Here is a 20235-nt window from a genome sequence, read left to right as displayed (position 1 = left end):
TTTTTATAAATATTATCCCTTTCTTGATTTTTGGTTTTTATCTTGGGAAAAAGAATCCAAAAATATCTGAAATAATTGCAAGACCACTTATAAGATTTGGCATCCCATTGTCTGTAATGGGTCTTTTATTGAAAGAGGGTATAGATATAAACCTTATTAAAAGTGCATCTCTAGCTTTTTTTGTAATTGGATTTTTAATAATTCTAATTAATATAATCCCAATATTTAAAAACAGACTTCCTAATTACACCTTACAACTTGCAGGACTTATAGGTAATACATCATTTCTTGGAATACCAATTGCAATGGCTCTTCTTCCATCATCGACTATAAACTTTACTATCGGTTATGACTTAGGTACAACATTGTTTGCCTGGATATTTGGACCTTTTTATCTTCCAGAAAAATCACAAAATAAGAATATCTTTGATATTAAAGGTTTGTTAAATGCCTTAATAAATGGTCCTGCATCTAGAGGGATAATTGGTGTATTTTTGGCATACCTCTTTCAAATAGACGAGTTTTTAGGCAATTATCTTTGGATACCTGCAAGAATAGTTATTGCTTTAGCAATTACTATTGTGGGAGCAAGGCTAGGATTAATAACAAATCAAAAAGATGAATTTTTTGATTTTGGAGAGGAAATAAAGTACTCAATTTTATTAAAGTTATTGATCCTACCATTAATCATTTTTGTAATAAGCAAATTTTTAAATTTTGATTTCTATCAATCAACTGCAGTTATTCTTCAGGCAGGAACTCCAACTGCTATATCAACAATTTTAATGGCAGAGGCTTATGGAGTGAAACAAAGGATAGCTTCAAAAATTTTATTTACTACAACAATAATTTCAATAGCGACAATTCCACTCTTGACAATTTTGATAAAGGCATTTTATTGAAAAATTCAAAATAAACGCATAATTAATCCATATTGTAAAGATAATATCCGGATAACTAAATAATGTCTTAAGATTTAGAGTATGAAGTCAGCAAACCCTGAAAATGAATATATCCCCTTAGATCTGAGGATCTCTGTTAGAAGAGGTACTTTAAGACTCATTTCAGAGATGGCTCAAGATATGGGAATAAGCATTAATGAAGTCTTTAGTTTTTTAGCAGAAGACTCTGTGATCGATCTTGAATTACTCGAAGATTTGAATAAAATTGAAATTCCCAATAAGTGCAGCCTTGATGATCTGAAAAACGCAATTAAGAAACAAGGTATGTGTTAAAAATTCTCAACTTTTCTATTTCTCCAATTGGATTTATAACCTTTTTTGACATAAAAATCCGAATACTTAATTAAATCACTTTTTTTAATTCGCCATAAATTATAAATTCCATATACGCCCAATTTTTGATGATTAATATTTGACCAATGTTGTTGATTTGAAGAATATTCATCTATCACTACTAATAAAGAATTGGAGTCATAGTCAGGATGGTCTTCATAATTTTTTCTCCTATCTGTGTTTAGTCTGTCGGAAAGGTTAATTAATCCCTCTTTAGTATTTGGTTCATAAAAAACAATTTGTCTCGAATAATAATGCAAAGAAGGTTTTCTTATTCCAATCATCGCTAAGGTTTCATTACCCTCGCGAATAGTTAAAATTAATTTCGATATATTCCTCAAAGGTAATTGTCTTGAAGTATCTGCTAATTTTCTAATAGGTGACATCAAAAAAGACTGTCCAATTAAAAGTAGAATTTGAATATAAAAAAGGATATTTTTTGATTTTATAGAAAATAAAATAATTGCAAAAACTGTAAGGACAGAGAAATATAATTTAGCTTTAAAAATTATCCCTGAGCTTATCAGTTCAGTTGCTAGGTTGGGCATCTCTGGATCATTTATAGAATTAAGCCAAAAATTTGAAAAAAAGAATGCTACTGAGATACCAAACAAAATTAAAATATTAAAAATCCAAAAATATAAATAAGTTTTTTTTGAATTTCTTAAGCTTATAAAGCTATTACTGATTAAAAGTGCTGCTGCTGGAATTGCTGGCAACCAATAACTTGGTAATTTCGTGGCAGAAATACTAAAAAAAATTAAAACTGAGGTGAACCAGCAAATAGAATATGTGTAAAGTGTTTCAGAAATCGTGTAACTTCCTCTAAAACCTTTCAAGAAATCTTTGAAAGTTATAAATATACCGTGATACAGGAAAGGTGAAAATGGCAATGAAGCTAATATCATTATGTAGAGAAAAAACCAGAATGGTTCTGCATGATTATTGACGACTGACGTGTATCTTTGAAAATTATGATAACCAAAAAAGTTGTCCCAAAAAGGCTTTCCTTCTTTTATGAGTTCCAATATATACCAAGGCAAGCTTATTAAAATTGTTATCAAAAAACCTTTCTTGGGGTTTATCTTCAAAAGCAAACTTTTCCAATTCTTCTGAAAAAATAAAAAAGATGTAATGGTACAAGTTGCCAAAACAAATGCAACAGGACCTTTAGATAGAATTGCGAGAGCCAAAAATAGCCATGCTGAGAGACATTGATCATTATTATCACTCGCCATTCTTCTCCAAAACAAAAGTAGGCTAATTCCCAAGGTTCCAGTTAATAGAGCATCACTAACAGCAGTTCTGCTCCAAATTATTATTAATGGAGAAAGCGCAAAAGCTAATGAAGCAACTATTGGAGTAAGAAATTGCTTATCACCTTTCTGTGGCCAACAAAACAACGTGTCTCCAATCATCAACATTAAAAACAAAGATCCCAAAGCTGAAGGGAGTCTTGCCGAGATTGTCCCATAACTATCCCAAATCTCGTTTTTCGGTAATGAGTAAAAAAAACCCATTAGCCAATATATTAGAGGCGGCTTATCAAAACGGAACATTCCATTAACTTTAGGAGTTAACCAATCACCAGATTCACTCATTGCCCTCCCAGCAGATGCGAATAAAGGAGGAGTTTCATCTACCAGTCCAGTTGTTCCTAAACCGAAAATAAATATAACAATCCCTGCAAAAAAAACTATCAATAAAGTTAAAAGCCTTTTTTTCGTAAAGGGGAATATCATTTAATATTTTAATTTACTTATATTCATTAATTACCTTATTAAGCCAGTTCAAAACCTTGTTAGCAAATATATCAGAGGAGGCATTTTTTTCTACCCATTCTCTACAATTTATACGCTTTATATTTTTGATGTTCTTTACATGTAAAAGAAGTGTTTCTCTATCATCTGGTTCAGCAAGGAATCCCGTTTGCCCATGCCGAATAATTTCACTAGGTCCTCCCCTCCTATAAGCTACAACTGGCACCCCACAGGCTAAAGCTTCAACAACGACATTCCCATATGCTTCATTCCATTTTGGGGTATTTAGTAAAACCCTACATTTGCCAAGTTCTTTTTGTAATTCATCGGTAGCCAAAAAACCCTTCCAACATACCGTACCTTGAGGAAATGATTGCTCAATCTTTAAGGCATAAGTCTCATCTTCTATGACTCCCCAAACATTGAGTTTTTCGCCAAGTACATGTGCCACATAAGCCGCATCCTCTAAGCCTTTCTCGGGCGCCACTCTTCCAACCCAAGCCAAAGGTCCGTTTACTGAATCTTGAAAAATATAATTATTTAATTTAAAGCCATTACCAATAATTGTTGGTTTTTTTATAAATGGATAATCATTGGCCTGTATTTTTGAATGAAAAGCAAAATTATATGGATACTTAGCATATACCTTGGAAATTAAATCATTAATTACTAAACTTTCGGAACCCATACTAATAATATGTGCAATGGGGACATCTATATTTAAAGTCATCCAGATAGGTAACCAATCATAAGACATGTTCAACAATATATCTGATTTTCTAGCTATTTCTAATCCCTTTTCAAGCATTCCTGCAAGAAGCGAATTTTCTGGGATAATTACAGGAGAATTGTAATTTTGATGCTGCCAACTGATTTGATCCTCACCTTCTACAAGATGTAATTTTGCTTTTTCATTACTTTTGTGTAATTTAGAATTTTTAGGAGCAATCACTTCTACATAGTGACCTAAATTAAGCAATCCAGAAACTAAAGAATTTAAAGTTAACTCAACTCCTCCGCCTCTGCCGCTACCTAAGAAACCTATTGGAGTGCTAATTAAAACTATTCGCATTATTAATACTTTTTACACCAAGAAACTAACTAAATAGTAGTATCAGTCGTTCTATTTTCCCATAATGTCCTTCTTTGGCTTACAAAAAATACCGAGATAAGCACAAAAACTACTCCTATCCATTGAACAATAGTAAGCCTTTCACCTAACCATACCCCTCCACTTAAAAGAGCAAATACAGGAGTTAAAAATGCAAGAGTACTAAATCCAGTTATTTCTTTGTTGTTAGCAAAGTAGAAAAACAATCCATAAGCTACAGCTCCTCCGAAAACACTTGCAAATGACATAAGTCCCCAATCAAATAATGACCAATCTGGGATAATTTGAAAATTTGATTGTATGCAATGCTTAAGAATTAATGGCAAACTTCCAAAAACCATATGCCATCCAGTAACTGCAATTGGATCACTTTTAGTACACGTGAATCTGATTAAAATTGTTCCTAATGCCATAGCTAAAGAAGCTGCAAGCATCCAAAGTTCTCCAAAATTAAAAGAAACGTTAGTCATTGCCTTATCAGACATTAACCACCAATTTTCTAAAAATTCCTGCGGAACACCTAAAAATACTATCCCTCCTAAGCCAAAAAGCAAACCTAACCAACCTATTGGGTTAATTAAATTACCAAAAATTGCTCTTGCTAGTACAGCAACCAAAAGGGGCTGAGAATCTATTAATACTGATCCGAGACCTGCACCAGTTTTTTCAATACCATAAGTTAAAAACAATTGAAAAAAAGTAGCGTCGACAATTGTAAAAACAAAAAACCACTTCAAATCACACTTATAAATTTTTAAGTCTCTTTTAAACAAATATGTTGTTATTAGAACAAGAATTCCTGCAGGAAGTAATCTTAAAGAAGCCACAAACTCTGGACCAGCACTAGAAACTAATGGAGTCATAGCTGCCATTGAAGTACCCCAAAAAATAAATGGGAGTATCATTAAAAACCAATTTAGGATTGAATTCATTAAGTCTGCTGATAATCTTTTTAAAGTAGTTTTATGTATTTACCTTAAAAGAATGATTTGGCCTTTTAGACGAAAGTCAAAAAAAAGAATTGCTCGTATCGTAATTGATGAGCCTATTACAAGTTCAACAAGAGTTTCTGTCCTCAAAGCTCTTAAACAAATTGAGGATAGAGAATTTCCTGCCTTAATCGTGAGAATTGATTCCCCAGGAGGTACTGTGGGCGATAGCCAGGAAATATACTCTGCTATAAAGAGACTAAAAGAAAAGGGGTGTAAAGTCATTGCAAGTTTCGGGAACATATCAGCATCAGGGGGAGTTTACATTGGAGTTGCATCTGACAAAATAATTGCAAATCCAGGAACAATTACTGGGTCTATTGGTGTGATTATAAGAGGAAATAATCTTTCTGAATTATTAGATAAAGTAGGAATTAAATTCGAAACTGTTAAAAGTGGTGTATTTAAAGATATTCTTTCTCCTGATAAACCTTTAAGTAAGGAGGGTCGAGGACTACTTCAAGGACTAATAGATGAAAGTTATAAACAATTTACTGAAGCTGTGGCTGAAGGGAGAAATTTGCCTGTTGAAGAAGTAAGAAAATTTTCTGATGGAAGAATTTTCACTGGAACTCAAGCAAAAGAACTAGGACTTGTCGATGAAATTGGAGATGAATTTGTTGCGAGGGAACTTGCTTCAAAAATGGTTAATATTGATCCAAAAATTCAACCCTTAACTTTTGGGAAGAAAAAAAAGAAAATACTTGGGTTAATACCAGGAAGCAGAATAATTGAAAAAGCTATCAACTATATCTTATTTGAGGTTGATTCATCTAATAAAATACTGTGGTTATATAAACCATAAATAGGTGTGAAAAATGAAAGATGATTATAAAATTTCATTTATTAGAGGAGCTACTACAGCCTCTGGGAATTCTGTCGCGGAGATAGAAGATGCCGTAGTGGAATTAGTAAATGAATTAATTTTACGTAATAATCTGATCAAGACGAACTTATTATCCATTACATTCACGGCAACAAAAGACTTGGATGCATGTTTCCCCGCTTCAATTGCGAGGAGATGTAATGGTCTTGATTCAGTAGCATTTTTAGACTGCCAACAAATGCAGGTATCAAATGATATTGATTTTTGTATAAGAATAATGGCTCAAGTTCTATTGCCGCCAGATATTCCAATAAAACATCCTTACTTAAGAGGCGCTTCAAAATTAAGGTCAGATAGATGTTAACCTTAGGAAAACTAATTACCTAACTAAAATTTGGATAACCCAAATTTTTTATATTAAAGTTATTTCATCAATGTTAAAAAAAACAAAGAAAGTTATTTTAAATTTTAAGATTTTAAGATTTTTTCTTATCCCTACAATTTTAGTTTCGACTCCCTTTTTTAATGACATACAAGACGCTAAAGCAGGGCTCGAATTTCAGTGGGACCAAGACTCTGGATATAGACGATTAAAGTGGTTTCAAAAAGAAAATAAAAGAAGATTTAGAAATACAATTTATTTTTTCTTAAGGCCAAGTGATAGAACTGCTGATCTCTTAAAAATAAATCTAGTAATTCCCAAAACCTTTAAAACAAAGTTAAGCAAAGAAAAAATAAGTTTTTGTAAGGTAAGAATAGGCGGTTTTGAAAGTAGAACTACATGTCTTGAGGATATTCCAGCTGATATTGAGCTCAATACTGATAAATCATCCCTAACTTCATTGAATATTTACCCCTATAGCCCAATTCCCTCTAATAAAGAAAGTTATGCAATTGTCTTTAAAGTCTCCAACCCAAATAAATCGGGACTATTTCAATTCCACTCATACGGGCAACCCAAAGGAAAATCAGATTCAAGATATTTAGGAAGCTGGACTATAGTGATCGATTAAATGATAGATTAAATACATATAGTAAAAAAAATGACTAAAAGAACATTTGGCGGAACTTCAAGAAAAAGAAAACGTGTATCAGGTTTCAGAGTTAGAATGCGTTCTCACACCGGAAGAAGAGTTATTAAAAGCAGAAGACAAAAAGGTAGAGAAAGAATAGCTGTTTAACTCTAAATTAAATGGCCCTACCTAAAGATATGCGATTAAAAGGTCATAGGACTTTTAATTATATTCACAAAAATTGCATAAAATATCATGGGAAATTAATGACTTTTAAAGTTGCGAAATCAAATCCAGAAATACTCCTATCCCACAGAATTAGAAGCACTTCAAATAATCTAAAAGTAGCTATAGCTATTAGTAAAAAAGTTTCAAAAAAAGCTGTAGTTAGAAATAAAATAAGAAGAATTCTACAAGAGTGGTTATTAAAAAATATTCCAAGAATTAATAACCACAAACCTCATTGGTTACTTGTTAACCTTAAATTTGGGGATTTCTGCAATGATAGAAATAGACTTTTGGAGGAATTTCAAAACTTAATGTTCAAATCTCGTCTAATCAAATGATTAACATGAATGAAGAAATCTTTTACGAAGGTGGGCCTGCAAAAAGCGATTTAATAATAAATCTTTTAGCAGGACTAACCATTCTTGGTTTACCGTTTACCTTTGCCGCAATAGTTAGGGCTTTGTGGTTGAGATATAAAATAACTAATAAGAAAATTTCGATAGATGGTGGATGGTTTGGTAAAAACAAAACCCAAATTTCTTTAAGTAAGATCGAAGAAATCAGATCAATTCCTAGGGGATTTGGTTCATATGGTGATATGGTTCTTATTCTTGACGACGGATCAAAGGTTGAAATGAAATCAATAGCTTTATTCAGAGAAAAGCAAAAATTTATTGAAGAAAATATGAATAAAAGATCACAAATTCCAAATCTCAACGAGGTAGAGGGATTTGCTACTAAATCCTAAATAAATTAATTACAAAAACCTAATTTTCCTGTAAAATAAAATGTCTAATAAAATTACACTCTTTTTAATATCGTGATAGGGTTCATTTCTGAAAAATTACTTATCCCGATTCTAGATTTTTTCTACGGTTTAGTTCCCAGCTATGGATTAGCGATTGTTGCATTGACAGTCGTAATTAGAATTGCACTTTTCCCTCTTAGCGCTGGTTCCATTAGAAGCGCAAGAAGAATGAAAATTGCTCAACCCGTAATGCAAAAAAGGCAGGCGGAAATAAAATCTAAGTTTTCAGGTGATCCAAAGAAACAGCAAGAAGAACTTGGAAAATTAATGAATGAGTTTGGCAGTCCCCTCGCAGGTTGCCTTCCATTGATTGTACAAATGCCTGTTCTATTTGCATTGTTTGCAACCCTCAGGGGATCTCCATTTGCTGATGTTCCTTACAACATTAATCTCAAGGTAGTTCCACAGGATCAAGTAGCCGCAATTGATCCAAAACCTTATAAATCACCAAGACACTCTATATTTATTACAGAAAAATCGCATTTTCCTGTAGTCGCAACAATCCCTAATGGAACAAAATTAGGAACAGAAGAATCCATAAAAATAAATTTACAAACAACAAATGGTAATAGCTATTCGGAAGTTTTATCTAAATACGACAATGGATCAAAATTTCTACCCACTTGGAAGGTTTCTAAAGGATCAGAAAATCTTAAAGTTTCCCAAGACGGTATTGTTACAGCAATTAAACCGGGGGATGCAACAATCGAGGCAAAAATCCCTGGTCTAGCTGCCAAAAGTGGCTTTTTATTCATTAAAGCTCTTGGTCAAGTTGGCTTTTATGTGGATGGGGCAATTAATTGGGATATTGCTGCACTTGTTGGTGCCTTTGGATTGACTTTGTTACTTTCTCAAATTTTATCTAGTCAGGGAATGCCTGCGAATCCACAGCAATCAACGGCAAACAAAATTACACCAGTAATGATTACTGGAATGTTTCTGTTTTTCCCACTACCTGCGGGGGTTTTACTTTATATGGTTGTTGCCAATATTTTCCAAGCATTTCAGACTTTTCTGCTTAATAAAGAAGCTCTTCCTGAAAATTTACAGAAAATTTTGGATCAACAATTATCAGCCAAAAATGAAGTAATAGCAACTTCTGCTTCAACGATCTCAGACAAAAGATTACCTTTTGAACCTAATAGTAAAAAATAGCTTTAATCTTACATAATGAATTCTTGGTGTAGAAATTTAGAATTACTCATAAAATCAAGAACTTCATTAATTTGGATCAGGACTAAAGAAGAGGAAAGATTAGAAAAACTACTTAATTTCTCTTGTGAAAGACTAAATATAAAAAGATTCATTTGCTGGGATTGTGTTAGCGGTATAAAAGGATTAATAAATGAAGAAGGTAAATTTTCTAATAATCCGTTAGGAGTGCTCAATTGGCTTAAAGAGCAAAGTTACGAAGTCTCTACGGTTTTATTATTAAAAGATTTCCACAAATTTTATGATGATCCATCTATCAATAGAACTATTAAAGAACTATCTTCAGAACTTAAGAAAACTAGTCATAATTTAATCATTAGTTCTCATTTATTTCCATCATCAGAAGAGCTGGATGAATTAATGACAATTGTAAATCTACCTTTGCCTGATCAAGAAGAATTGAAAAATCTAATAAAAAAAATTGCTATTAGTACCAATTCAAATCTTGAGGAACAAGACTTAAACGAACTTTCTATAGCCTCAAGTGGACTTACCGAAATAAAAGTAAAGCAAGTCACTGCAAAGGCCCTTGCTCAAAGAGGAAAAATTAGTAAAGAAGATATTAAAGATATTCTTGAAGAGAAAAAACAAGTGATCGCAAGGAGTGAAATTTTAGAATTTTTCGAGGCTAAATCAAGTCAAGATGATATTGGTGGTTTAAATGTTTTAAAAGTTTGGCTTAATCAAAGATACAGGGCCTTTTCTAAAGAAGCTAGAGATTATGGATTACCTATTCCCAAAGGAGTCTTACTCGTCGGGGCGCAAGGAACGGGAAAATCGCTTACCGCAAAATCAATTTCTAAGAGTTGGTCAATGCCGCTACTCAGGTTAGATGTTGGGAGACTGTTTTCTAGTCTCGTTGGTTCAAGCGAAGCAAGAACTAGAGAAACAATTTCAAGAGCTGAGGCCATGTCTCCTTGTATCCTCTGGATAGATGAAATTGATAAAGGATTTGGTGGCGATGCCAGAAGCGATGGAGGAACAAGTCAGAGGGTTTTGGCAAGTTTGCTAACTTGGATGGCTGAAAAAGAATCTGCCGTATTTGTCATTGCTACCGCTAATGCTATAGATAAGCTTCCTGCTGAATTGTTAAGGAAAGGTAGGTTTGATGAGATATTTTTTCTTGATTTGCCAAATTCCGAAGAAAGATCAAGTATTCTTGATTTGCACCTAAAAAAAAGAAGACCAAGTTACAGTTTTCCTCTATCTTCTATAATCGATAGAACAGATGGATTCTCAGGGGCAGAACTTGAACAAGCAGTAATAGAGGGAATGCATATTTCATTCTCTGAAAATAGAGAACTTATGGAGAAAGATTTAATAAAGGCAGTTTCTGAATTAGTTCCTTTATCAAGAACTGCTAAAGAGCAAATTGATTTCCTAAAAGAATGGTCTTCCTCAGGACGGGCCCGCTCTGCATCGTGAATAAAATTTAATTTTTAAAATATTTCATAAGTCAGGAATCATTAATTTAGTTAATTTTTAATCGAAAAACCCAAATAATGAATCGATATTAACTATCTTAATTAATATAAAAAAAAACAAAAGAGTGTTAGATCAAAAATTAATAAGAGAAAACCCAACATCTGTTGAAGAGAATTTGTCCTTAAGAGGAAAAGTTTACAAGATATCCCATATACACGAATTAACTGTTAAGAAAAAAGAAATTGACATAGAAATTTCCAGTCTCCAATCTGAGAGTAAAAAATTAAGCAAATTAATCGGCCAAGTTATTGGAAAATCCCAAAATAATAATTTACAAGAATTAAATGATTTAAAGAAAAAGGGAAACGAATACAGAATTAAAATTTCTGAACTCGAAGAGAAACAAAAAATATTAGACAAAGAAGTAGATGATGAGATTTATAATTTGCCAAATTTTCCTAGCAAAGACGCGCCTATTGGGAAAGATGAAAGTGATAATTTGCAAATAAAAACTTGGGGGGATCCTCTAATAAAAGAGAATATAAAATCACACTGGGAAATAGGAGAAGGTCTTAATATTTTTGACTCTGTAAAATCAACAAAAATATCAAAAAGTCGTTTTGTCACTCTTATAGGCAATGGCGCCAGATTAGAGAGGGCATTAATTAATTTTATGCTCGATATGCATACTAAAAATGGTTACTTGGAGTTAATGCCGCCAGCTTTAGTAAATTCAGAAAGTCTTACCGGATCTGGTCAATTACCTAAATTTTCAAATGAAAGTTTTAAGTGTTCCAATGATGATTTATGGCTTTCTCCAACAGCTGAAGTTCCACTAACTGCTTTTCATAGAAACGAGCTTATTGATCCCAAACAGTTACCTATAAAATATGTTGCATATAGTCCATGTTTTAGGAGAGAAGCTGGAAGTTATGGCAGAGATACTAAAGGTTTAATAAGACTTCATCAATTTAATAAGGTTGAACTCTATTGGTTTTGTGATCCAAGTAAATCTTTAGAAGCTCATAAAAAGATTACTTCTGATGCAGAGAGCATTTTAAAAAAGCTCAACTTACCCTACAGATTAGTAGATATTTGTACTGGAGACTTAGGCTTTTCTTCTAGTAGAACTTTTGATCTTGAAGTTTGGCTTCCCAGCAGCAAATGTTATAGAGAAATTTCAAGTTGCAGTAATTGCCTTGACTTTCAAGCACGTAGATCATCAATAAGATCAAAAATTGATAAAAAGAATACATATATACATACCTTAAATGGCAGTGGTCTTGCTATTGGAAGAACAATGGCAGCTATTCTTGAGAATGGCCAACAAACAGATGGTAGCGTTAAGATTCCAGATGCTTTGGTTCCATATTTTGGATCAAATTTTTTAAAAACTGCTTAATATAAAAAAATGAACGTTTTAACCTCAATAACAGTACTTGGGTTCCTCATATTTTTTCATGAGATGGGGCATTTTCTTGCGGCTATTTTACAAGGTATTTATGTTGATGGATTTTCAATTGGCTTTGGGCCCTCAATTATTCAAAAAAAATTTAGAGATATTACTTATTCATTCAGAGCCTTTCCTCTTGGAGGCTTTGTATCCTTCCCTGATGAAGAACTTAACAATATTGACCCTGAAGATCCAAATCTTTTAAAAAATAGGCCAATAATTCAAAGAGTTATTGTAATTTCCGCTGGAGTATTTGCCAACTTGATTCTTGCTTACTCAATCTTGATTATAAATGTAACTACTGTTGGTATTCCATTTGATCCAGAACCAGGCATTTTAGTTTTGGCTACTCAACCTGAAAAGGCTGCCTCCCTTGCAGGTTTAGAACCAGGGGATAAAATATTAGAAATCGAAACTAGTACTTTAGGAGTTGGGGATCAAGCCGTTTCAGCTTTAGTAAAAGAAATTCAAAATTCATCAGACGAACCAATTTCAATAAAAATTGAAAGGGATGGGAGTTTTAAAGATTTAACTTTGGTACCAAAAAATATTGATGGGAAAGGAACAATAGGTGCTCAATTACAACCGAATATAAGGAAAGAAACTAAAAAGACGAAAAACGTTTTCGAACTTTTTAAATATACTAATAAGGAATTTTCATCACTTTTGGTAAAAACAATTCAAGGTTATAAAGGTTTAATAACAAATTTCTCCTCAACAGCTCAACAATTAAGTGGGCCGGTAAAAATCGTTGAAATCGGTGCACAATTATCTCAACAAGGTGGAACAGGCATATTATTATTTGCGGCTTTAATTTCTATTAATTTAGCAGTACTTAATTCATTGCCTTTACCATTGTTAGATGGTGGACAACTTGTTTTCACTATAATTGAAGGCTTTAGGGGAAAACCTGTTCCAGTCAAGGTACAAATGGTTGTTACTCAGTCCAGTTTTTTTCTTTTAGTTGGACTAAGCGTTCTGCTTATTATTAGAGATACTAGTCAACTATTAATCGTACAAAGATTATTAAACCAATAAATAAATTTTAAAAACTGTTCTTCAAGCTGTTAAAATAATAATTAGTTTTAAATATTCTGACTAAATGGCGAAAAAGTCAATGATTGCGAGAGAAGTTAAACGCAAAAAACTTGTTAAGAAATATGCTGCAAAAAGGAAAGCATTATTAGATGAATTTAATGCCGCAAAAGATCCAATGGAAAGGTTAGAAATCCATAGAAAGATTCAAGGACTGCCAAGGAACTCTGCACCAAATAGAGTAAGAAATAGGTGTTGGGCAACTGGTAAACCTAGAGGGGTATATAGAGATTTTGGTCTTTGCAGGAATCAGTTAAGACAAAGAGCTCATAACGGTGAACTTCCTGGTGTAGTTAAATCAAGTTGGTAATAGATTTTAATTTCTTAATTAAAGTATTTTAATCACTTACTTGGTAAGGTAATTATTAAAAACATTATCAACTTTTATGTGATTTTTAAAAGTTTTTATAGCTTATCTAAATAATTTGCTCAATATGTCCCTATAAAATGTAAGAATAACTTATGTATAGATTTATAATTTAAAAAGTGGAAGGACAAAATAAGTCGATCACGTTTGACGGACGAGAGATACGACTAACTACAGGACTATATGCTCCTCAAGCTAATGGATCAGTAATGATTGAGTGTGGTGACACCTCTTTATTAGTAACAGCTACAAAAACTACAAAAAAAGATGTGTCAGACTTTCTACCTCTAATATGTGACTACGAGGAGAAACTATATGCTGCCGGAAGAATTCCAGGTGGTTTTATGAGGAGAGAGGGTCGACCTCCCGAGAGAGCAACTTTAATTTCAAGATTAATTGATAGGCCAATGAGGCCACTTTTCCCCTCATGGATGAGAGACGAGATACAAATTGTTGCCTCCTGTCTTTCTCTAGATGAAAGGGTGCCAGCAGATGTATTGGCAGTAACTGGGGCTTCAATAGCAACTTTACTTGGAGAGATTCCATTTTATGGACCAATGGCTGCAGTAAGAGTTGGGCTTATAGGAGATGATTTTATCTTAAATCCAAGCTATAGGGAGATAGAAAAAGGAGATTTAGACATTGTCGTTGCAGGATCACCTGACGGTATAGTAATGATTGAGGCAGGTGCTAATCAATTATCAGAGCAAGATACTATAGAAGCTATAGATTTTGGATATGAGGCAGTTACTGAACTTATTAAATCTCAAAAAGATTTACTAAAAGATTTAGGGATAAAACAGGTTATGCCATCTGAGCCTGAGGAAGATAAAACATTGCCCTCTTACTTAGAAAAAAATTGTACAAAACCGATTGAGTTAGTTTTAAAGAAATTTGATTTATCAAAAGAGGATAGAGATTTTGAACTCGAAAAAATTAAAGTTGAGACTCAAGATAAAATTGAATCTTTAAAAGATGAGAATCAATTAAAAATTCTACTTTCAGAGAATGATAAATTGTTAAGTTCCGATTTTAAAAAACTTACAAAGAAATTAATGAGATCGCAGATTATTAATGATAATAAAAGAGTTGATGGTAGAGATCTGGACGAAGTTAGAAAAATATCTGCCTCTGCAGGAATCCTTCCAAAAAGAGTACATGGTTCTGCATTATTTCAAAGAGGTTTAACCCAAGTTTTATCCACAACAACATTAGGCACTCCAAGTGATGCACAGGAGATGGATGACCTTAATCCGAGCACTGAAAAAACTTATCTTCATCACTATAATTTCCCACCTTATTCAGTTGGAGAAACAAGACCAATGAGAACTCCAGGAAGACGAGAAATTGGCCATGGAGCGTTAGCTGAGAGAGCAATAATACCTGTATTACCTGGGAAAGAAACATTTCCTTACGTACTTAGAGTAGTTAGTGAAGTTTTAAGTTCCAACGGATCAACTTCAATGGGGTCTGTATGTGGAAGCACACTTTCATTACTGGACGCCGGTGTTCCTTTAAAAGCCCCTGTAAGTGGAACTGCCATGGGCCTAATTAAAGAGGGGAAAGAAGTAAGAATTCTTACTGATATTCAAGGAATTGAGGACTTTCTTGGAGACATGGACTTTAAAGTTGCTGGTACTGACAAAGGAATAACTGCCTTACAAATGGATATGAAAATTACAGGTTTACCAGTTTCCATAATTTCTGATGCAATTAAAAAAGCTCGTCCTGCAAGATTACATATCTTAGAAAAGATGCAAGAGGCGATAAATGAACCTCAAGAATCCCTTTCTCCCCATGCTCCTCGACTTTTAAGCTTCAGAATTGATCCTGAGCTTATAGGAACTGTTATCGGACCTGGTGGCAGAACTATCAAAGGAATCACTGAAAGGACGAATACAAAAATAGATATAGAAGATGGCGGCATTGTAACTATTGCTTCTCATGATGGCGCTGCGGCAGAAGAAGCGCAAAAGATTATCGAGGAGGGATTAACACGAAAGGTTCATGAAGGTGAGATCTTCTCTGGTGTAGTAACAAGAATTATACCTATAGGTGCTTTTGTAGAAATATTGCCAGGGAAAGAAGGCATGGTTCATATTTCTCAATTGTCCGAAGCAAGGGTTGAGAGAGTTGAAGATGTAGTAAGACAAGGAGATGAAGTTACAGTAAGAGTAAGAGAAATTGATAGCAGAGGAAGGATTAATCTTACTTTGAGGGGGGTAGGGCAAAATAGTGGAATGTCTTATCCTGAACCAACTCCTACTCCAGTTGCTCCGCTTAATTAAAAGCTAAGAGGATAAATTCTATTATCCTTAATTATTTTTTTTATTTCAAGACAAATTCGTTCATGGTTATCCCTATTACTAGTAGCGACTACTATGCCACCTTGTTTAAAACCACTTTGCCCATAAGTAAGTTCTTCATTATCCAGATTTGTAATTGCCCCACCAGCTGCTTTTAGAATAGATTCTGGTGCAGCGAAATCCCAATCTTTTGGTGAGCTTTTCCCAGGTAAACTTAGACAGATATAAATATCACTTTCTCCAGCAACTATAGAGGCTATTTTACAGCCAATACTTCCCATAGTTTCTACTTTGCGAAAATTAATTTTCCTAATTAAATTTCTCAAAATTTCATTTCCATGGTTTTTACTCGTTACTAAAGTCATTTCTTCTAGATTTTTATTATGAACTAGATTTGGTTTGTATTTTGATCCATCTCTTTTTTCACACCATGTTTTATTACCATCTGTAATCCATAATTGATTTTTATCTGGAATTAAAACAAATCCAATAAAGGGTTTATGTTTAAAGTTTAATGCCAAATGCATTGCATAGTTGCCTGTTCCTTGTATAAAATCCCTAGTTCCATCAAGAGGATCTAGAACCCAGATCCAATCATTTTTACCTTCAAAAATTTTTGAAGAAATTTTTACATTTTCTTCACTCAAAATATCCCAGTTAATACTTTTATATTTTTCATTTATTCTTTGAATAATCACCTCATTAACTTCTAAATCAGCCAAAGTCACAGGATCCTCTAGATTATTATTTTTAAGTATATTTTTTTTATAATCAGAATCTTCCAATAATTTAGAGTAATAAAGCAAAATATCTGCTGCTTGCCAGCTGAAAATTCTTATATCATCGATAAGATTATTAATATCTACACCAGAAGGTAATTTAATCATTAAATGAATACTAATTCCTTATTATCCCATAGAAAAGAAGAACCAGAAAAAGGTATTTTATATTTAGTTGGTACGCCAATTGGAAATTTAAATGATATTTCCCAGAGAGCATTAAATATTCTTAAAAATGTTTCTCTAGTAGCCTGCGAAGATACTCGTCAAACAAAAAAAATAATGAATAAATTTAAAATATCAAATAATCTTATAAGTTTTAATAAAAACAATTCCTACACTAAGATTTCAAAAATTATTGAAGATCTCAAAGCAGACAAATCGGTAGCACTAGTTAGTGATGCAGGCATACCAGGGATATGTGATCCAGGAGAGGATCTTGTCAGAGTTGTAAAATCTAGTGGAATTGATGTTATTTGCGTCCCAGGTCCATGCGCGGCAATTACTGCATTAGTATCTAGCGGACTGCCTTCTTCGAGTTTTGTTTTTGAAGGTTTTTTGCCAAAAAAAAGAATCGATAGAGAAAAAATTATTTTAGAAATAAGTAATAGAGAAAAAACAACTATAATTTTTGAGGCGCCACATCGACTAAAGAAATTATTAGGAGAACTATATGAAGTTTGTGGGGGCACAAGAGAAATTGAAGTTTCACGAGAATTAACAAAAAAATATGAAGAACATATTGGAAATAATCTTGAACAAGTAATAAAGTTTTTTGAAAATAGAGACATACTAGGAGAAATTACAATCGTAATTAAAGGGATAGAGAAAAAGAAAGATATTGAGTTTTCAAAGGCAGATTTAAAAAGAGAACTTTATGATCTGATGAATGCTGGATTAAGTTTATCGGCCGCTTCAAAATATCTTGCGAGTAAAAAAGGGATAAAAAAAGGTATTATTTATAAATTGAAGTAAGATTGGAGAAAATTTAAATATATGTTTCCATTTTTAAGAAAGTTATTTTATACCGTTTCATTTAATAGTTGTTTGTTTTTAATGTTAATTATTGGGATACAAAATAGTTCCGAGAAAAGTAGGATTAATTTTTTCAAAAATGAAACCGTAAATTTGCCAATCAGTTTTATTTTGGGAACTAGCTTCATAAGTGGGTCGATTCTTGGAAGTTTTTTTAAGATAGAGTTTGATTAAATAGATATAACTATAAAGCTATCAAATTATCGGCATTAATAATTCTTGATATTCCACGTTTGATTAGGAAAGGTGACGCAATTCTGAAAACATCTGAATTAGGTACTTTTATTACTTTTTGTTCCTTATTACAAAATCTTCTTGCAACTTTTAAATCTGAAAAAATTTCTATAGTTTTCCTATTCAAATCATCTATTGGAAGGAATCGCCACTCTGGATAATCATTCAAACTTTTTATTTCTAACTCTATTTTCTTATCTACAATCATATAAACCTGTTTAGGTAAATCTATCTCGGATAAGCTTACTGAAGCCAATTCTTTTCTATTAGATTTTTCAATTTCGTAATCTAAAGGGGCTATTTCAATGAAAGATGGATCATGAGAAAATTCGACTTTATTAATTTTTTCATTTAAATTTTTTTTATTAGATTTTGCATTAAGTTTTTCTTTATCAAGACTAAAGTCTTCTTTTGAAGTTTTATTATTCGCAACTAAACTTTTATAAACCAGTTCACCAAAATGCTTCTTCAAATTTCTTGTTATGGTTAAATTACTACAATTAAATTGTTTAGATAAAAATGCAACTGATTTGCCTTCAGTAAAACTTTGTATTATTTCCCCTTTTTGATTTTCTGTTAATCTCTTAGCCAATTTGTATAATTTTTTTTGATTCTACTTAAATTATTGCAAAAAAAGAATACTTATTAAACTTAATCATAAATAATTAATTGTTCAAAGGTTACTTTTTTGTTTAGGCCTACCAGTCAGATATAATGATACAGTGCTCCCTTAGCTCAGCTGGATAGAGCAACTGCCTTCTAAGCAGTGGGCCTCAGGTTCGAATCCTGAAGGGAGCGTTTTAATTTATAGAAAATCAATTTTAATGAACCAATTTATTTTTAAGCTAGGAATTTATTAATTTATTAGTAATAAAAGAAAAAAATGGAAAAATTAAAAAAAATTAATTTCCATAAAATTGAAGATATCAATTTAGGTAATAAATTATTTTTAATAGGTATATTTTTCTTACCTTCTGCATTACCAATAAGTGGCTTATTTCTCCTGTTTTCATTGATAATATCATTTAATAAAGAATCTATTTCAATCAAAGATAAATGGAATTATCCCCTATTTTTCTCTATTGGAATAATATTATTTGGTACTTTAAATATTTCTTTTCTTAATAAGCCATCTGTTTTATCAGAATACAATATTTCTACAATTTGGCTTAACTTATTTAATTGGGTACCAATATTTTTATATTACTGGGGGTTCCAAAGTTTTCTAAGAACTGAAGCTCAAAGGTTAATCTTCTTGAAAGTTTTAGTGAGTGGATCTTTCCCAGTAATTATTAGTTTTATATTGCAAAAATATTTTAGTTTTTATGGCCCTTACAAAACACTATTTGGACTAATTGTTTGGTTCCAAAAACCAATAATTAATAATGGTGCAGCTTCAGGTCTATTTAGTAATCCAAATTATGCAGCAATCTGGTTAGTTCTTTTGCTCCCATTCACTATTGCATTATTTAAACTTTCGAAAAGCGATTATCTTAAAAAATATCTTATGGGAATTTCTTCTTTTCTCATAACTTATATGATCCTATTAACTGGCTCAAGGAATGGAATAATAGGAATTTTCATTACTTATATTTGCATTTATGGGTATAAAAGAATTTTAATTATTGTGGGATCCTTAATTAGCATCCTCACAACAATCAAATTCTTTGAACTTTTACTAAGTATTAAACTCCCAATTTTTAGTACTTTCCTGCCAGAGTCAATTTTTTTGAAAATCAAAGATCTTAATTCATTCAGTTCTCCAAGATTTGAAATTTGGCAATCCACAATTACAAGGATTCAAGAAAGACCGTTTTGGGGGTGGGGGCCATCAACTTTTTCTTTTTTGAATCTTCATAATAATAGTAAGTTAGATATTCCGTATAAAATAATCGATGCTCATCACTCACATAATATAGTTTTAGAACTAGCTCATAATTTTGGGCTACCTTTATCATTAATATTATCAATAACGGTTGTTGCCCTGCTGTATAAATCGTGGATAAAAATTTTTATAAAAAAAATCTCAAACAACGAACCATTACTTTTAAAAAAAGCTTGGTTTTGTTCAACTACAATTTTTGTCATTAGTCACTTAAGTGACATAACCCTTTATGATGGCAAAATTAGTATTCTTATAAGTATTTTATTAGCAGGCCTAAAATCTCTTCTTAACGAAAATAGTAAGAAACCTTTAATTAATTAAATAATATTAAAGAAATTGATACTTAAAGATAAAACCATATTTTATCAAATATCTAAGAAGGTAATTATCTTTATTTTAAAATTTCAAAAAATA

Annotated in this window: 21 protein-coding genes and 1 tRNA gene; 17 read left to right on the top strand and 5 right to left on the bottom strand. The window is 32.2% G+C overall.

Going from position 1 to position 20235, the window contains the following annotated elements:
- Window positions 1-116 precede the first annotated feature (116 nt).
- Together JJ842_08205 and JJ842_08200 are read left to right on the top strand one after the other, a co-directional pair.
- On the top strand, window positions 117-902 hold the full coding sequence (locus JJ842_08205; protein ID MBO6971892.1) for an AEC family transporter: 786 nt from the start codon (window positions 117-119) through the stop codon (window positions 900-902).
- An 81-nt stretch (window positions 903-983) separates the two neighbouring features.
- A complete protein-coding gene (locus JJ842_08200; protein ID MBO6971891.1) occupies window positions 984-1235 on the top strand; it encodes a CopG family transcriptional regulator in 252 nt (83 codons plus the stop codon).
- Here the strand turns inward: JJ842_08200 and JJ842_08195 are convergent.
- Genes JJ842_08195 through JJ842_08185 form a run of 3 tightly spaced genes read right to left on the bottom strand, consistent with a single transcriptional unit; the run spans window position 1232 to window position 5098 of the window.
- The gene (locus tag JJ842_08195) at window positions 1232-3037 is read right to left on the bottom strand and encodes a glycosyltransferase family 39 protein (GenBank protein ID MBO6971890.1); all 1806 of its coding nucleotides are present in this window, start codon (window positions 3035-3037) and stop codon (window positions 1232-1234) included. The two genes, JJ842_08200 and JJ842_08195, sit on opposite strands and share 4 nt — an antisense overlap.
- Before the next feature lie 13 nt (window positions 3038-3050).
- The gene (locus JJ842_08190; GenBank protein MBO6971889.1) at window positions 3051-4127 is read right to left on the bottom strand and encodes a glycosyltransferase family 4 protein; all 1077 of its coding nucleotides are present in this window, start codon (window positions 4125-4127) and stop codon (window positions 3051-3053) included.
- Between the two features lie 29 nt (window positions 4128-4156).
- Window positions 4157-5098 carry an EamA family transporter gene (locus JJ842_08185; protein ID MBO6971888.1) on the bottom strand — a complete coding sequence of 314 codons (942 nt, stop codon included), beginning with the start codon at window positions 5096-5098 and terminating at the stop codon, window positions 4157-4159.
- A 52-nt stretch (window positions 5099-5150) separates the two neighbouring features.
- On the opposite strand from JJ842_08185, the gene sppA reads away from it, so the two are divergent.
- The 12 genes from sppA (at window position 5151) to JJ842_08125 (ending at window position 15870) form a co-directional block, all read left to right on the top strand.
- Entirely contained in the window at window positions 5151-5960 is an 810-nt protein-coding gene (gene sppA / locus JJ842_08180) for a signal peptide peptidase SppA (protein ID MBO6971887.1), read from the top strand.
- Window positions 5961-5973: 13 nt separating this feature from the next.
- Entirely contained in the window at window positions 5974-6345 is a 372-nt protein-coding gene (aroH, locus tag JJ842_08175; GenBank protein ID MBO6971886.1) for a chorismate mutase, read from the top strand.
- A gap of 70 nt (window positions 6346-6415) precedes the next feature.
- Window positions 6416-6994 (top strand): DUF2808 domain-containing protein, encoded by a 579-nt coding sequence (locus JJ842_08170; protein ID MBO6971885.1) that lies wholly within the window; start codon window positions 6416-6418, stop codon window positions 6992-6994.
- A 30-nt stretch (window positions 6995-7024) separates the two neighbouring features.
- Window positions 7025-7162, top strand: a complete 138-nt coding sequence (rpmH, locus tag JJ842_08165) for a 50S ribosomal protein L34 (protein ID MBO6971884.1) — start codon at window positions 7025-7027, stop codon at window positions 7160-7162.
- An 11-nt stretch (window positions 7163-7173) separates the two neighbouring features.
- Window positions 7174-7560 carry a ribonuclease P protein component gene (locus JJ842_08160; protein ID MBO6971883.1) on the top strand — a complete coding sequence of 129 codons (387 nt, stop codon included), beginning with the start codon at window positions 7174-7176 and terminating at the stop codon, window positions 7558-7560.
- The gene (locus tag JJ842_08155; protein MBO6971882.1) at window positions 7557-7970 is read left to right on the top strand and encodes a PH domain-containing protein; all 414 of its coding nucleotides are present in this window, start codon (window positions 7557-7559) and stop codon (window positions 7968-7970) included. Before JJ842_08160 ends, JJ842_08155 begins: the two co-directional genes overlap by 4 nt.
- Window positions 7971-8042: 72 nt before the next feature.
- On the top strand, window positions 8043-9185 hold the full coding sequence (yidC, locus tag JJ842_08150; GenBank protein ID MBO6971881.1) for a membrane protein insertase YidC: 1143 nt from the start codon (window positions 8043-8045) through the stop codon (window positions 9183-9185).
- Between the two features lie 15 nt (window positions 9186-9200).
- Window positions 9201-10667 (top strand): AAA family ATPase, encoded by a 1467-nt coding sequence (locus JJ842_08145; protein ID MBO6971880.1) that lies wholly within the window; start codon window positions 9201-9203, stop codon window positions 10665-10667.
- A gap of 124 nt (window positions 10668-10791) precedes the next feature.
- Complete coding sequence (gene serS, locus JJ842_08140; protein MBO6971879.1) at window positions 10792-12069, top strand: serine--tRNA ligase; 1278 nt, start codon at window positions 10792-10794, stop codon at window positions 12067-12069.
- Window positions 12070-12078: 9 nt separating this feature from the next.
- Entirely contained in the window at window positions 12079-13158 is a 1080-nt protein-coding gene (gene rseP, locus JJ842_08135; protein ID MBO6971878.1) for an RIP metalloprotease RseP, read from the top strand.
- A gap of 64 nt (window positions 13159-13222) precedes the next feature.
- Window positions 13223-13525, top strand: a complete 303-nt coding sequence (gene rpsN / locus JJ842_08130) for a 30S ribosomal protein S14 (protein MBO6971877.1) — start codon at window positions 13223-13225, stop codon at window positions 13523-13525.
- Between the two features lie 176 nt (window positions 13526-13701).
- Entirely contained in the window at window positions 13702-15870 is a 2169-nt protein-coding gene (locus JJ842_08125; GenBank protein MBO6971876.1) for a polyribonucleotide nucleotidyltransferase, read from the top strand.
- Here the strand turns inward: JJ842_08125 and JJ842_08120 are convergent.
- Window positions 15867-16775, bottom strand: a complete 909-nt coding sequence (locus JJ842_08120; GenBank protein MBO6971875.1) for a 3'(2'),5'-bisphosphate nucleotidase CysQ — start codon at window positions 16773-16775, stop codon at window positions 15867-15869. The genes JJ842_08125 and JJ842_08120 overlap by 4 nt on opposite strands.
- A 3-nt stretch (window positions 16776-16778) precedes the next feature.
- On the opposite strand from JJ842_08120, the gene rsmI reads away from it, so the two are divergent.
- Window positions 16779-17642, top strand: a complete 864-nt coding sequence (gene rsmI, locus JJ842_08115) for a 16S rRNA (cytidine(1402)-2'-O)-methyltransferase (protein MBO6971874.1) — start codon at window positions 16779-16781, stop codon at window positions 17640-17642.
- Window positions 17643-17886: 244 nt separating this feature from the next.
- On the opposite strand, the gene JJ842_08110 is transcribed toward rsmI, so the two are convergent.
- The gene (locus tag JJ842_08110; GenBank protein ID MBO6971873.1) at window positions 17887-18528 is read right to left on the bottom strand and encodes a hypothetical protein; all 642 of its coding nucleotides are present in this window, start codon (window positions 18526-18528) and stop codon (window positions 17887-17889) included.
- 132 nt (window positions 18529-18660) lie between these two features.
- Here JJ842_08110 and JJ842_08105 point away from each other — a divergent pair.
- Together JJ842_08105 and JJ842_08100 are read left to right on the top strand one after the other, a co-directional pair.
- Window positions 18661-18734 (top strand) — tRNA-Arg (locus tag JJ842_08105).
- An 85-nt stretch (window positions 18735-18819) separates the two neighbouring features.
- Window positions 18820-20142 (top strand): O-antigen ligase family protein, encoded by a 1323-nt coding sequence (locus tag JJ842_08100; protein MBO6971872.1) that lies wholly within the window; start codon window positions 18820-18822, stop codon window positions 20140-20142.
- Window positions 20143-20235 lie beyond the last annotated feature (93 nt).

Source organism: Prochlorococcus marinus CUG1433 (genome assembly GCA_017644425.1).
GTDB lineage: Bacteria > Cyanobacteriota > Cyanobacteriia > PCC-6307 > Cyanobiaceae > Prochlorococcus_A > Prochlorococcus_A marinus_U.
Note: the sequence above shows the minus strand (reverse complement) of the source record. Positions and strands in the feature narration are given on the sequence as shown.